The organism is Sorangium sp. So ce124 (assembly GCF_051525235.1).
GTDB lineage: Bacteria > Myxococcota_A > Polyangia > Polyangiales > Polyangiaceae > Sorangium > Sorangium atrum.
The window spans coordinates 7434595-7447700 of sequence record NZ_CP150312.1 but is presented as its reverse complement, the minus strand read 5'-3'; the positions used below and the strand labels follow the sequence as shown (position 1 = coordinate 7447700).

The following is a 13106-nucleotide window of genomic DNA, read 5'->3' as shown; positions in this document are numbered from 1 at the left end:
GCATCAACGCCGCCAGGTGTACGGCGGTGCGACCGTCACCTCGGTGACCGTCGAGACGCCCGCCCAGTCGTCGGGGACGAACCCATAGAACGTGCTGCTCGACTTCGACGTGGCGACGAACTCGACATCTCCGAGCAGCTGTGCTGTTCCGGAGACAGACTGGCGATCGCCGAACCAGCCGAGCGGATAGAAGGTGGTCTGCACGTTCGCCGAGCCGCTCACGTTGAACCCGCGCGCCTGGATGCCCGAGCCGCGTTGCCCGACCAGGCTGAGCGCACCGACGCGGCCGCCGGAGATGACGCCGTTGACGATGGTCGCGTGATCCTCGACGCGGACGTCGCCGCTCACCTCTCCGCCGAGGATGGTCGCGTAAGGACCGACGTAGACGCTCGCCGGCGTGCCCTCGGGCGCGCAGCCGCCGCCGTTCGCGTGCCTGGCCGTGCCCCGCGGACACGCGTCGAGCTGGCCGTCCTGGAACCCTGCGGGCCACGCTCCGTCGATCTCCACCATGTACGGATAGCGATAGATCGACGGGTACGCTGGGCCGTCCGAGGGGTTCGTCCAGATCAGCTTCTGGTATTCGGTCGGCGTCGCGACCACGACCAGGTAGACGTTCTCGCCGGGGCTGATGCAGAAGTCCATCTCGCCGTCGCTCCCCCGCTGCAGCGGGCTGTAGCGCGATGTGGTCAGCTCCGGGTCCGTCGCCACGAGGCCCCAGCGCCAGCCGGGGTCGGCGCCGGCCTGGGTCACGCCCCGGAACACGACGCGCACGCTGGTCGCGTCCGGCTTCGGGTGCAGGCGCACGATGTTGTAACCCCAGCGCTGCGGTGCCCAGTGATACGGCGAGACGAAGCGGCGACTCTGCGCCCAGTCCGCGTCGAGCGCCTCGAGCCGCGTGAGACGAAGCCGCCGATCCGTGCGGCCGTTCGACGTCATGTCGGCCTCGATCGAGCCGTATTTCTGTCGATACACGCTGGATGGATCGCCTCCGTCCGTGGGCGGCGGGTCCTTGTAGTCCCAGGTGACGTTGTGCATCGCCCACTCGCCGAACTCGTCGTTGAGCCGCTCGATGTCCCAGCCACGGCTCAGCATGAGCTTCTGCCATGGGTCGCCCTGGCCGCGTGGCGCCTCGTAGGCCCACATGTCATTGACGGCGCTGTAGCAGTGTTTGTCCTTCAGGAACTCGAAGAACTGCCAGTTGCAATAGCGGTTCCGGGTGTTGCCGTAGTAGAGGTGCGGCATGTTCGGCAGCATGTCCGAGCAGTGCACGTTGTCCCGCCATATCTGATGCGGCATCCAGTTCGCGTGGCTCTCGAAGATCCAGCAGCCGGTGCCGCCGCAATCGGGGAATGCCTGCGTCATCGACTGGACGCCGTGCATGAACTCATGGGCGAGCCCCCACGGGTCGCGGGCGGCGCCGGGGCCGATCCACATCCCCATGTAGTTGACGCCGTTGCGGCTCCACCCGCCACCCCAGAGCGGGAAACTGTTGTCGAAGTGGACCGCGGCCTTCCACTTGTCCGCCGACTTGCAGTACGGCTCGGGGAAGAAGATGGGGCTGCCGAAGTACGCGCTCCAGATGGTCTCGAGCGTGTCCGCGGCCTCCTCCGCCTGGCTCAGGTCGATGTCCGTCCCATCGGGCCAGTAGAAGGCGAAGTGCGCCGACTCGTGGCGCAGCGGCGCGCGCGTCTCGCCGCCGTCGCGCGGTGCCTTCCAGGCGCCTGCTGTGCAACTGGCCCCCGTGGTCTGGCAGATCGTCGCCCACTCCGTGCTCGTCGTGCCCTGCTCGCAGGCGCCGGGGTTGGCGCCCGTGGCCCCCGTCGAGCCGCCTGTTCCGGCCGCGTCGCCGGTCGATTCACCGGTGCCGGCGGTGCTGCCGGTGGTGCCGGCGCCGGCGGTGCCTGAGGTCGCCGTCGTGCCGCCGCCGGACCCCGATGCCGGAGCAGGTTCCTCCGACGCCTGACCGCACGCAGCGAGGAGCGCGGCAACAGCGAGCGTCCAGCCGTTCGCGAGAGGCTGCTGGAATGATGTGCGGGTCGCGCGACGAACGCCCGCGGGTGTCCGGAATGTGTAAGTGAAGCTCTCACGGGCTGCGCGTTTGTGCATCGCCGATGAGCCATAAGTTTGGTCGAGCATGCTGTATTCTCGTTCGGAGCGCGCTCGCCGTGCAAAAGAAAACAAAGCTTGCCGAGGTCCCTGCTGCTCCATGCCTTGACCGGCGCGACCCGCGACCCGACCCAGGTTAGGTCCCTGCTGCTCCATGCCTTGACCGGCGCGACCCGCGCGACCCGACCCAGGTTGGACCCATCCAGACCAGACCCGCTTGAGACCCGACCCAGGTTGCATAGATCCGACCCAGGTTGAGACTCGGCGGCGGCGGCGGCGCAGGTCGCCCCAAGACCCGACTTCACCAAATCTCAACCCGGGTTGGGTTGTTGGCCAAATCTCAACCTGGGTTGGGTTGTTTGGCCAAATCTCAACCCGGGTTGGGTTGTTGCGGGTTGGGTTGTTGGAAGGTGGTGATGTGCCATCCGATGTGGCGGGTGGCATGGCGGCCGCCACCTCTGCCGCTATGATCGTCACCTGTGGTGCGTGGCAAGTGCTTGAAATGATTGACTGCAATCTCTGGCACAGCGTTTGTTGGTGTGGACGGGCCATGAGCCACCCCCGCGAGATCTCGCCCGGCGCTACCTATATGATCACCCGTCGCGTCTTGCGCCGGCATCTGCTCCTGCGCCCTGACGCAGCCATCACCCAGCTCTTGGTTTACGCCCTCGCGGTCTCGGCCGGTCGCTTCGGGATCGAGGTTCACGCGTTCTGCGCGATGTCAACGCATCTCCATCTGGTGGTGACGGACGTGAATGGAGTGCTGCCGCGCTTCTTGCAGTTCTTTCATCGCATTGTGGCACTCGGAACCAAGGTGCTTCGCGCGTGGGAAGGACCGGTATGGGACCACGAGGCTACGAGCGTTGTGCGCCTCCTGACGCGCGCTGCCGTGGTGGAGAAGATCGCCTACGTGCTCGCGAACCCTGTGGCCGCTGGCCTTGTTCGGCATGCGTGTGAGTGGCCGGGGGCGAAAGTCGATGTGAGCGAGCTCGGCTGCGGCGTGCTGCGCGCGGCGCGTCCTGTTGCGTATCTTGACCCGGAAAACCCACAGTGGCCAGAGGAAGTGACGCTGCCTATCGCGTTGCCACCGGCGGTCGAGAAGGATAGCATCGATGACTTTCGCCACTCGGTCGCCGCCTCGCTCCGGGAACACGAGGCGCAGGCCCATGCGGCGCTGCAGCAGCAAGGGCGTCGCTTTCTTGGTGCTGAGCGAGTCAGCAAGATCTCCCCGTACGAGCGCGTCACGAGCTTCGAGGCGCTGGGCGAACGTAATCCGACCTTTGCGGTTGGTCGCGAGCAGGGTGATGCACGGCGAATCGCTGGCGCTGCGGTGCGGGCGTTTCGTGCGTCGTACCGCGGTGCGCTTGAGCGGTGGCGCGCCGGGGTACGCAGTGTGGTGTTCCCGGCGGGAACTTGGTGGATGCGCACGTTTCACGGCGCCAGCGTGACGGCCTTCGGACTTCTGGTGTAGATACCGCGTGGCGCTGTTCACAGCGATACGAATAACGCGGGATCGACTTCGATCTGGTGTTGCCGTGTTTCGGGAACGTCCGCCTGGAGCGGCCGGAGCGGGCGCGAAGAGCGTGTGTCTGGCACTACGCGCACGCCGACGAACGGGGGGCCGGGTCGAGTGTGTACGCAACGATTGGACCTGTGGCTTCAGATAAATTCTGATTGACAGAACGGGACGGTTATGGGCCGGCAGGAGTGCCGAGTCGATTGAATCAATCCGGAACGAACCATGGATTGGGGCGCCCAGATCCGGTGGCGGTCAACCCGGGTCGAGTTTCCTCTTGCGTACGCTTTTGTGCGATCGCTCAACCCAGGTCGGGTCGGGGTCGCACCTGTACATCCGGTCGATCCGCTCTTCGGGGGCGTGCTGATCGAGCAGCAGGAGCGTCAGATAGAACGCCCACTCCAGCGGCTTCATCGCGAGATAGACGAGATCGGCAGCCCACGCGGCGCCGATGTACCGGCTCACGGGCAGCCCCATCCGGTCGTAGAGCTGCCGCGCCGCGCGGCCGAAGCGCGGCCAGTGCTCGTGCAGCAGATCCTCGAAGGCGTTTGCGATGGCGAGCTGACGGTTGACGAGGATGGGCGTGTCTCCCCGCCGTCCGAGCCGGATTGGGCGCACAAGCCAGGTGTGGCCGCGCGCAGCGACGGTGCACAGGTAGTGGCAGTCGCCGGGCAACTCCACGATCGGGAGCTGCGACAGTGTGTATCCGCACGTGCGGGTGAAGACCTGGAGGGCGGCTGCCGGATGTCCCAGCCAGGCCGCGTGGAGGACGGCGTGAACCCCGAGCAGCAGCGGGGAAGCCGCGAGGGCGCGCCACAACGTGGGTCGGTGAATCGCGGGCGGCGGCGGAAGCGGGACTTGCGTCGGCCCCGCGCGATAGGCGGGGTCGGCAGCGGCCAACGGAGCGGGCGCGCTGGCCTCGACGCCCCGCCGCACGAGGCGAGCGCGCAGCTCGGCGGAATAGAAGACGACGGTGAACACCGGCGCGACGCATGGCAGGAGCAGCGGCGGCACGAGCAGGCCGGCCCCGACCCAGGGGCCGAAGTGCACCGCGAGCAGGACGTGGAGCGCAATTCCGACGATCAGCGCCGCATGGACGACGAGCTCTGCTGGGCCAGGCAGCGCTTCTTTCCGGCGTCGTGACACGACATAGGCGAGCGCGGTGAAGGCGTGCAGCGCGATCAGACCGTGGACTTCCGGTTCGGCGAGCGGCCGGAACGCCGTCGTGCCGGCGTCGCATGCCGGGACAGCGCACGTCCCTGGGGCATCGTGGCTGTATGCCATGCCCCAGGCGGGCAGGAGGATCAGCGTGAGCACCTCGGCCGCCACCTGGAAGGGGGCGCGCCCCCGGCGCCGTATCGCGCGGTAGGTCCATACGGTCAGGCCGATCCAACCGGCCAGCCCGAGCGCTCCGGCGACGAAGATCGCGCCGTCGACTCGGACCAGCATCGCCGCGCCGAAGAGCAGCGCCGCGAGCGCCGGAACGCCGTAGCCGGTGGCGACCAAGGCGGCGAGGGCACCGCCTGTCAGCGAGAACGGCGGCTCGGTCGGCGATTGCTGCGGCTCGGTCGGCGACTGCTGCGGCTCGGTCGGCGACTGCTGCGGCTCGGTCGGCGACTGCTGCGGCTCGGTCGGCGACTGCTGCGGCTCGGGCGGTGGCTGCTGCGGCATGCGTCCACCATGCTAACGGCTCCCGTCGCAGGAGATCCATCCTGCGAGGTGGAGGGCGCGTTCTTTGCGAGCCGCGTCGCACGTCGGAGAGCGAGCCGTGCCGGCTGCTCGCGCAGCGAACCCAGCGTCGAGCGGATGCTGATAGGGTCCATGGGATCTGGCATGAGCCCGGACCGAAAGCGCCCTCCGCGCCCCGCAACCTCCGCCGAAGAGCGGCCGCTCCGGCGGCGGGCGCATGCGATGGTCGAGGATCTCCTTACGTCGGCCATGAGCCACGAGGAGCAGGTGAGGCTCGCGCGCGTCGTGCTCAGGTCCGGTTCCCGCGAGGCGATCAACCGGCTCTTCGAGTATTTCCAGCGCTGCCAGGCCGAGACCCGGTGGGGAAGAGACAACCCCCTGCACGAGATCGCCGGGGCGATGCGCGTCCAGGCGATCAGGGCCCTCCGGGGTCCGCCCGGGCAACATGGCCGCAATCACAGGAGCGCGCTCCTCGTTTTATGGGTAGCCGGTCGCCCAGGCGATGTTCCGCTCCTCGTGTCGCTCCTGGCAGCGCAGGACCCGGACGGCCTGGATAGCGACATCTTGCCGGTGCTTCAGCACGTCATTTCGGGCTACGAACCCAGCGATCCCCACCTCATCGCCGTGATCGAGCGGTTCATCGAGCGGGCGGCTTCGCTGCAGAACATCCACGCCGCGTCGCTCGTCCTCCGCGAGTACCGCGTTCCGGAGGCCGAGTCGGCGCTCCAGCGGGCCCTCGCCTCTCCGGATCCGTGGCGGCGCGCTCCCGTGATGGCGGCCCTGGTCGTCAGGAATCCAGGACAGCACTGGCACGCCGGCGAGGCGTTGCTGGCCGCGCTGAAGCTCGAAGCGCGGGCGGCGGAGGCCTGGGACAAGGATTCGGTCCAGAGGGCGCTCGCCGAGGCGCTCGACGGGGCCAAGGAAGCGTCCGAGTCCGGGGAGGAGGCCAGACTCCCCCCGGTTCCCGAGGCGCGGATCGAGGAGCTCGACCGCATGCCCGACGAGGACTGCGCCGCGTTCCTCGACACGCTTGGACGGGAGTTCTCCCTGGATCAGGGGCTCCTGCTCCCCCGCCTCCAGACCGCGTCCCTCGCCCGGAAAAAGGTGCTGCTTCGCGCCCTCGGGGCCGTGGCGACCGGCGGAACCCCGTTCTTCCATGCGGTGTGGCCTTTCACCTCCGATCCCGACGAGGAGATCGCGGCGCTGGCCATCGCCGCGTGCGGGGCCACCCGCTCGGATCAGGCGAGGTTGCGGCTGACGGCGAGGCTCAGGGGCGCGATCGCGAGGGACGACGCTGCCGCCGCAAGGCCGCTTCTGACCGGCCTGCGCGGCTGTCTTCACGACGGCGCGGTGTGGAGCGCGGCGCTGTCCCTGAGCTGCGAGATCGCCCGGAGGTTGGCGATCGAAGGGCTCGAGCACGGCGCCTTCCTGCGCGGACCGGCGATCGAGCTGCTGAACGAGGCTGCGAGGCGGGAGAGCAACCAGGGGCTTCGTCGGCGGATGGACCGCCTTCTCCGGGAGCGCTGACCCCGGTGACGGCGGCGGGGGCGTCTACGGCTATCGCCATCGCCCGTGACGTGGTTGGGTCCCGCCAGCGGAGTCCCGCGACGGCCCATCGCCCGTGACGTGGTTGAGTCCCGCCAGCGGAGTCCCGCGACGGCCCATCGCCCGTGACGTGGTTGAGTCCCGCGATGCGAGGGACCGAGCGGACGCGGCGCTAGCGCCCCGCGGGGCCGAACAAGCGCCCGTCAGCCGGCGGCGTCGGCCCGGAGGGCGTCTCCAGCACGAGCTCGCCGCCGTGGGTCAGCACGTGCCAACGTGTGTCCGGCGGCGCGGGCGGCGGGGGTCCCAGCCCTCCCTGGACGTCCGGTGCGGGCTTTGGACGCACACGGAACCGCACCTGCCCGTCCCACAGCTCCATCAGCGTCAGGTCCTGGTCGACATCCACGTCGCGCGCCAGGGTAAGCGCCGGCTGACCTGGGCGATCCAGCGTCACATCGAGGCGTCTGCCCGCCGAGGCCGTGGGCGAGCTCGCGACGAGCGCCGCGCCCCCGGGAGCGGGAAGCGCCGCGACGCCGTCCGGCGCCGTGATCCGGCGCCACGCCTGCGGTGCGCCGAGCGGCAGCGGGCTGCGCACGAGCGCCTGCAGCGGCTCGCGCTGCCGGGCGCTCGCGGGCGGCGTCGGCTCGAGCAGGAGCAGCGTGCCATCCGGCGCCGCGGCGATCCACTTGAGCGCCTCGGCCGGGGTCGCCTGGCTCCCCTCCGCATGCCATGCACCTTGCGCGCCCCGCACGAAGAGGACCGCGCCCCCGCTGCCTCCGCGGCAGACAAGCACGCCGATGCCGGCGGCATTGTGCAGCGCGACCGGCTGCGGGCACCCCTCGGGCGCCGCGACAGGCGTCACGGTGCTCGCGATGTGGTCGACGACCGCGAACGTCGGTGGCCGCGTGAGGTGCGCGGCGCAGGCGCTGCCGGGCGGTCGCGCGCTCGTCGGTTCGCAGATCCCGTCGCCGAACGTCGCGATCCGTGTGCGCGTCGGCTGTGGCCGCGGCGCGGCGCTTTCGAGCAGGCAGAGCGCGCCTCCGCACGAGACGCCAGCATCGCCGATGAGTCCGATTCCGCCCACGACGCCATCGTCGTCGCTTTTGCAAGGCGGCTCCCGCCCGACCGCGGTGTCGCCGCGCCGGGGCGGCTCGGGCGCCGGCGGGGCGACGGCCGAGCGGAACGAGCCGGCCGCGGTGGCGCGGATCGCGGGGGAGAGGTGCAGCGCGACGCCGAACGAGGGTCGGGTGTAAAGGCCAGCAGCCGCCCTGGTCCATGCCTGGCCGTCGCGGCTCAGCACGGCGGGGCAGCTCGCATTGCCGTTCCAGATCCAGGATCCTTCGCGCTCGATCGATCGCGGCTGGAACGCAGATCGCTTCCAGGTCTTCCCGCGATCCAGCGAGAGGAACGTGTCGGGCGCCGCCGGCTGCTGGCCGCGCGCCGGCGCCTGGACCACGGCCGCGAGCACGCCGTCGGGTCGCACGAGCACCGCGCGCACCGTCTTGCCGGGCGCGACCACGGCCGAGGTGAAGCTGCGGCCCTCGTCGGCGGAGACGCTGACGCGCTCTCCTGCCGCGGCCGCGATGAGGGCGCCGGCGGCGTCCCAGGCCGTCGCGCCAGGCACGCTGCTACGCGGCACGAAGCCGCCGTCCGGCCTCAGGGCATCGCGGACGCCGGCGGCGCGGTGGAGCACGCCGTCCGGCGTGGCCCCATAGAGCGCGTCGATCTGCGGGCCGGCGACGCCAACCCAGGTGAAGCGAGCGGGCAGCTTCAGGGGGCCGACGACGCCGAGCTTCTCGTCGACCGCGAACGCTCCGCCCGCGGGGTCGGCGCCGCCTCCCTTCGCCGCGAAGATCGCGACGCGCTCGCCGAGGGCGATCTCGGTGTGCTCGCGGAACGGGTCCCGACCGGCCTTCGCCCGCTCCTGCTCGCCGAGGGGCGGCTCGACCCAGGTTGCCGGCGGGATCGCGGCGATCGGCAACGTCAGTGGGGCCGAGGGATCCACGGCCGGCGCGCCAGCGGCGCGCGCGGGCGCTTCCAGCGGGGCGGGGGGGATGGCGACCGAAGCCGGCGCGAGCGCCGCGGGGGCCGATCCGGCGGCGGGACCACACGAAGCGACGAGGAGCGGGAGGGGGAGGAGCGCGAGCCGCGAAGCCATCATGCAGGGAGGATCTCCTGGTCCCCCTTACCAGGCTCTCCGACGAGGATCACCAGGCGGCGCGCTCGGGGGCGCCGCGCTGGCCATCGCCTCGGCCATCTGCTGATCTGGACTCGTGCGCACGCCGCGAACGCCGAGCCCCGCGAGCCGATGCGGCAAACGAGCTGCAGGCGACGCCCGCTCCTCGCCAAGGCGCGCAGACGTTCGGCACGCAGGCGACGTGACGGGCGCGTGGGCTCCACGGACCGCGGTGGAGCGAAGGCGCGTTGCCATCCTGGTCGCGGCAGCGTGCGTCGCGGCGTGCACGCCAGAGCGCTCGTCCGGAGCGCCTGCCCAGACATCGATCCCCGTCCAATCGTCGAGCTCCGCCCCGCACCCCTACGCGACGCCGCCGTCTGCGCCCGAGCCGAGCGCGACCGCCGATGCGTCGTCGTGCACGCCGCACGACCGACCCACGAAGCTGTACTGGACGGAGGGGGGTTGCACGCCGGTCGTCGCCAAGGACGTGGTCGCGTGCCTCTCGGAGGCTGAGCGCGCGGCCGTCGGTTATGTGTCGGCCGAGCTCGTGAGCCACTGCGAGTGGGCCGAGCTGCCGACCGACGATGCGAGAGGTCACCTGGACTGCCCGTATACCTCGGCCCTGGGCTTTGGCTATCAGTGCGAGGACAAACACCGGGAATTCCTGCGCCGCTGGTTCCAGGAGGACATGCCGAGCAGGTGTTCGCAGAAGCCGGATACAGCCTATCAGCAGGAGGTCCTTGTCGAGCTCACGTTCGCTACCGTGGGCACGCGCACGACCGTCGACTACACGGCTGCCGGCACGACGGGGCCTGGCGGCAAGTCCTGGGGTTGGACCGAGACGCTCGTGTTCGAGCCCCGGGGAGCCGATCGGATGAAGCTCGTGCGCCGAACGACCAAGGGAAACCGGCCGAAGGCATACTGACCCTTCGCACCTCTGTGCAAACCGCCAAGGAACACCGCTGCGCCTCGCTCGGTGACTACCCGAACGTCGTGCGATGGATCGAGCCTGCGGCGCCGGAGCGAGGCATCCAGTCAATGACGAGCGATCCCGAGGCCGGCGGGGGCCAAGAGGGCCGTGGGATGCCGGGCGGCGTCCTCGCGCGGGGCGCGCCGTGACAGCGATCCTTCTTCCGGAGATCTCCTGAAGATCGCGTCGAGGAGCACGCCGGCGAGGCGGCCGACCTCCGGCACCTCTCTGGCCCGGGGGCGCGGCAGATCCACAGCGACGCTCTCCACGACGCGCCCCTCGTCGAACACCAGCACGCGATCTCCGAGCAGGACCGCCTCCTCCACGTCGTGCGTCACCAGGATGGCCGTGAAGCGGCGCTGCGCCCACAGCGACTCGACGAGGCGTTGCGCCCCGATCCGCGTCAGGGCGTCGAGCGCGCCGAACGGCTCGTCGAGCAGCAGCACCTTCGGGTCGTGCACGAGCGCGCGCGCGAGGGCGACCCGCTGTCGCTGACCTCCCGAGAGCACGCCCGGGTAGTCGTTCAGCCGATCTCCGAGCCCGACCCGGTCGAGCACGTCGCGCGCGCGCGCGTCGCGCCCTCTCGGCCCGCCGATGCACGTGTTCTCCAGCACCGTGCGCCAGGGCAGCAGCCGGGGCTCCTGGAAGACGACGCGCACGGCCTCCCGCCCCGCGACCTCCCTCGAGGCCAGGACGCGCGCCGCGCCGCGCGTCGGCTGCTCGAGGCCGCACAGGAGGCGGAGCAGCGTGCTCTTGCCCGAGCCGCTCCGCCCGACGATCGTCACGAACTCGCCAGGGCGGATGTCGAGCTCGATGCCCGAGAGCGCGAGCCGGTCACCGTACCGCTTGTCGACCTGCTCCAGCACGACCCGCGCGCCGGCGGTCTGATCGCCCGAACCGCTCATTCGCTCACCTCGCCTCGAGCCGCTGCAGCGGCGGCTGCCACGGTAGGAGTCGGCGCTCGAGCCACCGCGCCAGGGAGTCGGCCAGCTTGCCGAGCAGGGCCCAGAGCACGATCGTGAGCACCAGGAGATCCATCTGCATGAACTCGCGGGCGTTCATCGCGACATAGCCCAGGCCCTGGCTCGCGCCGAGGGTCTCCGCGACGATGAGCACGAGCCACGAGAGCCCGAGCGCGAAGCGCAGACCCACGAGGATCGAGGGGAGCGCGCCCGGGAAGATGACCTCCCGGTAGAGCGCGAACCCCCGCACGTCGTAGACCTGCGCCATCTCGATGAGCTGCGGATCCACGCTGCGCACGCCGTGGAACGTGTTCAGGTAGACGGGGAACAGCACCGTGATCGCGACGATGAAGAGCTTCGCGGTTTCGCCGAGCCCGAACCACAGGATCACGAGCGGCACGAGCGCCAGCGCGGGGATCGCCCGGAGCATCTGCAGCGGCCCGTCGATGACCAGCTGGAGCGGGCGCGAGAGCCCCGTGCCGAGGCCGAGCACGAGCCCGATGACGGCGCCGACGACGAGGCCGCCGACGGCCCGCAGCGCGCTCACGCCGAGGTGCGCGGGCAGCTCGCCGCTCCTCGTTGCGCCCGCCGCGGCGACCAGCACCTCCACGGGCGACGGCAGCAGGGTCTTCGGGATGATCTGCAGCCGCGACAGCACCTCCCAGAGGAGCACGAGCGCCAGCGGCGCCAGCCAGGGCGCGATGCGCACGCCGAGCCCGCGCACCGCGCCGCCGCTGCCCCGCGCCTCGCCGGCCGTCATCGCGCGCCCCCGCCCGCGGACGCCGGCAGGAGCGCCTCCTCGACGCGGATGTCGCGCGGGATGATCGCGAGCTTGTGGAACGTATCGGCGATGGCCTGCTGCTTTTGCACGATCTCGGGCGTGATCGGCAGTATCTGGAACGCGCGCCGGTGCTCGGACCGCAGGAATGCCTCGTACGAGATCCCCGAAGATTTCGCGAGGAGCTGCGAGGCTTCCTCGCGGTGCCCGTCCTCCCAGGCGCTCAGCGCGCGGTACTCGTCGAACACGATCTGCAAGAGCGCCGGCTGCGCTTCCGCGAACTCTCGCCGGACGACGTAGAAGAGGCGGTTGTCGACGAGCCCCTCGCCGTCCTGGAGGACACGGGCACCGGCTAGCTCGGCCGCTGCCAGGAACGGATCCCAGATCACCCAGGCATCGACATTGCCACCCTCGAACGCGGTTCGCGCGTCGGCGGGGGCGAGGAAGACGACCTGGATGTCGTCGAGCGTCAGCCCGGCGCTCTCGAGGGCTCGAACCAGCAGGTAATGGACGTTGGAGCCGCGGTTGGGGGCGACGCGCTTGCCTTTCAAGGCCGCGAGCGTGCGGATCGGAGAGTCCTTCTTGACGACGATCGCCTCGGCCTTGGGCGCCGGCGCGTCGGTGGCGGCATAGACGAAGGGCACGCCGCCCGCCTGCGCGAACACCGGCGGCGTCTCGCCGACGTGGCCGACGTCCACGGCGCCCGCGCGCATCGCCTCGAGCAGCGGAGGACCGGCTTGAAACTCGACCCACTCGGCGCGGGCGTTCCTCGCCTCGAGCGCCTTCGTCAGGGGCTCCGCGCGCTCCTTGAGGAGAAACGGCGTGCCGATCTTCTGGTACCCCAGCCGGACCACAACCGCAGCCCGCGTGTCCTCGGCCGTCTCCCCGGCGCTCACCGCCTTCTCGCCCGTGGCGCCCGCCTCGCCGCCGTCGCGGCCGCACCCGAGCAGCAACCAGCTCGAGAGAGCTGCGCAGCCCAGCAGCGCGGAGCGGACCGTCGTGAACGAGATGTACCTGCTCATGAGGGCTCTTTCGCCTCCTCTACAACCCACGTCAGCACGTAAGGATGATATTGATGATGTAAAATTGCATCTGCGACGGATTCACGGAGTAAACCTCGGTCCAGCAGTCGCTGTGCCAGGTCCACGCGTGGCGCTCCGCCGGGGGGGACCCGTGGAGGAGCGGCTGACTGCTGCTTCAGCAGCAATCGATCAGCAGTTGGTGTTGCTTGGGCAGCAGCGGCGGCACCGCGGCCTGCCCGGCGAGGTTCGCTGGCGCCGTGGGCCCCAGCGCGCCGCGGCGCGCGGTGCGGATCGTGCTCTCGCGCGCCTGACCCGGCGAAGCACGGGCGAGGAGCTTCTCCATCG

At 70.4% G+C, this 13106-nt stretch carries 10 protein-coding genes; 3 read left to right on the top strand and 7 right to left on the bottom strand.

What is annotated here, in order from left to right; translation table 11 throughout:
- Positions 1–3: 3 nt before the first annotated feature.
- Positions 4–2106 (bottom strand): DUF6055 domain-containing protein, encoded by a 2103-nt coding sequence (locus WMF19_RS27910; protein WP_437893146.1) that lies wholly within the window; start codon positions 2104–2106, stop codon positions 4–6.
- A gap of 550 nt (positions 2107–2656) precedes the next feature.
- Between WMF19_RS27910 and WMF19_RS27905 the strand changes: the two genes are divergently transcribed.
- Positions 2657–3577: a transposase gene (locus WMF19_RS27905; RefSeq protein WP_437893145.1), complete on the top strand. Its 921-nt coding sequence runs from the start codon at positions 2657–2659 to the stop codon at positions 3575–3577.
- Positions 3578–3877: 300 nt separating this feature from the next.
- On the opposite strand, the gene WMF19_RS27900 is transcribed toward WMF19_RS27905, so the two are convergent.
- Positions 3878–5293, bottom strand: a complete 1416-nt coding sequence (locus WMF19_RS27900) for a DUF6688 family protein (protein WP_437893144.1) — start codon at positions 5291–5293, stop codon at positions 3878–3880.
- A gap of 162 nt (positions 5294–5455) precedes the next feature.
- On the opposite strand from WMF19_RS27900, the gene WMF19_RS27895 reads away from it, so the two are divergent.
- Positions 5456–6838 carry a hypothetical protein gene (locus WMF19_RS27895; RefSeq protein ID WP_437893143.1) on the top strand — a complete coding sequence of 461 codons (1383 nt, stop codon included), beginning with the start codon at positions 5456–5458 and terminating at the stop codon, positions 6836–6838.
- 190 nt (positions 6839–7028) lie between these two features.
- On the opposite strand, the gene WMF19_RS27890 is transcribed toward WMF19_RS27895, so the two are convergent.
- A complete protein-coding gene (locus tag WMF19_RS27890) occupies positions 7029–9014 on the bottom strand; it encodes a hypothetical protein (protein WP_437893142.1) in 1986 nt (661 codons plus the stop codon).
- Between the two features lie 247 nt (positions 9015–9261).
- Between WMF19_RS27890 and WMF19_RS27885 the strand changes: the two genes are divergently transcribed.
- A complete protein-coding gene (locus WMF19_RS27885) occupies positions 9262–9954 on the top strand; it encodes a hypothetical protein (protein WP_437893141.1) in 693 nt (230 codons plus the stop codon).
- Between the two features lie 110 nt (positions 9955–10064).
- Here the strand turns inward: WMF19_RS27885 and WMF19_RS27880 are convergent, their stop codons facing one another.
- The 4 genes from WMF19_RS27880 to WMF19_RS27865 form a co-directional block, all read right to left on the bottom strand.
- Positions 10065–10904, bottom strand: coding sequence for an ABC transporter ATP-binding protein (locus WMF19_RS27880; protein WP_437893140.1), 840 nt, complete (start codon positions 10902–10904; stop codon positions 10065–10067).
- A 4-nt stretch (positions 10905–10908) separates the two neighbouring features.
- Positions 10909–11721, bottom strand: a complete 813-nt coding sequence (locus WMF19_RS27875; protein ID WP_437893139.1) for an ABC transporter permease subunit — start codon at positions 11719–11721, stop codon at positions 10909–10911.
- A complete protein-coding gene (locus WMF19_RS27870; RefSeq protein ID WP_437893138.1) occupies positions 11718–12761 on the bottom strand; it encodes a sulfonate ABC transporter substrate-binding protein in 1044 nt (347 codons plus the stop codon). Before WMF19_RS27870 ends, WMF19_RS27875 begins: the two co-directional genes overlap by 4 nt.
- Positions 12762–12936: 175 nt before the next feature.
- Entirely contained in the window at positions 12937–13104 is a 168-nt protein-coding gene (locus tag WMF19_RS27865) for a hypothetical protein (protein ID WP_437893137.1), read from the bottom strand.
- Positions 13105–13106 lie beyond the last annotated feature (2 nt).

What these genes read in the sequence shown, in the direction of transcription:
- WMF19_RS27910 (WP_437893146.1), bottom strand. Translation starts at nt 2,106, where the DNA reads ATGCACAAACGCGCAGCCCGTGAGAGCTTCACTTACACATTCCGGACA.
- WMF19_RS27905 (WP_437893145.1), top strand. Translation starts at nt 2,657, where the DNA reads ATGAGCCACCCCCGCGAGATCTCGCCCGGCGCTACCTATATGATCACC.
- WMF19_RS27900 (WP_437893144.1), bottom strand. Translation starts at nt 5,293, where the DNA reads ATGCCGCAGCAGCCACCGCCCGAGCCGCAGCAGTCGCCGACCGAGCCG.
- WMF19_RS27895 (WP_437893143.1), top strand. Translation starts at nt 5,456, where the DNA reads ATGAGCCCGGACCGAAAGCGCCCTCCGCGCCCCGCAACCTCCGCCGAA.
- WMF19_RS27890 (WP_437893142.1), bottom strand. Translation starts at nt 9,014, where the DNA reads ATGATGGCTTCGCGGCTCGCGCTCCTCCCCCTCCCGCTCCTCGTCGCT.
- WMF19_RS27880 (WP_437893140.1), bottom strand. Translation starts at nt 10,904, where the DNA reads ATGAGCGGTTCGGGCGATCAGACCGCCGGCGCGCGGGTCGTGCTGGAG.
- WMF19_RS27875 (WP_437893139.1), bottom strand. Translation starts at nt 11,721, where the DNA reads ATGACGGCCGGCGAGGCGCGGGGCAGCGGCGGCGCGGTGCGCGGGCTC.
- WMF19_RS27870 (WP_437893138.1), bottom strand. Translation starts at nt 12,761, where the DNA reads ATGAGCAGGTACATCTCGTTCACGACGGTCCGCTCCGCGCTGCTGGGC.
- WMF19_RS27865 (WP_437893137.1), bottom strand. Translation starts at nt 13,104, where the DNA reads ATGGAGAAGCTCCTCGCCCGTGCTTCGCCGGGTCAGGCGCGCGAGAGC.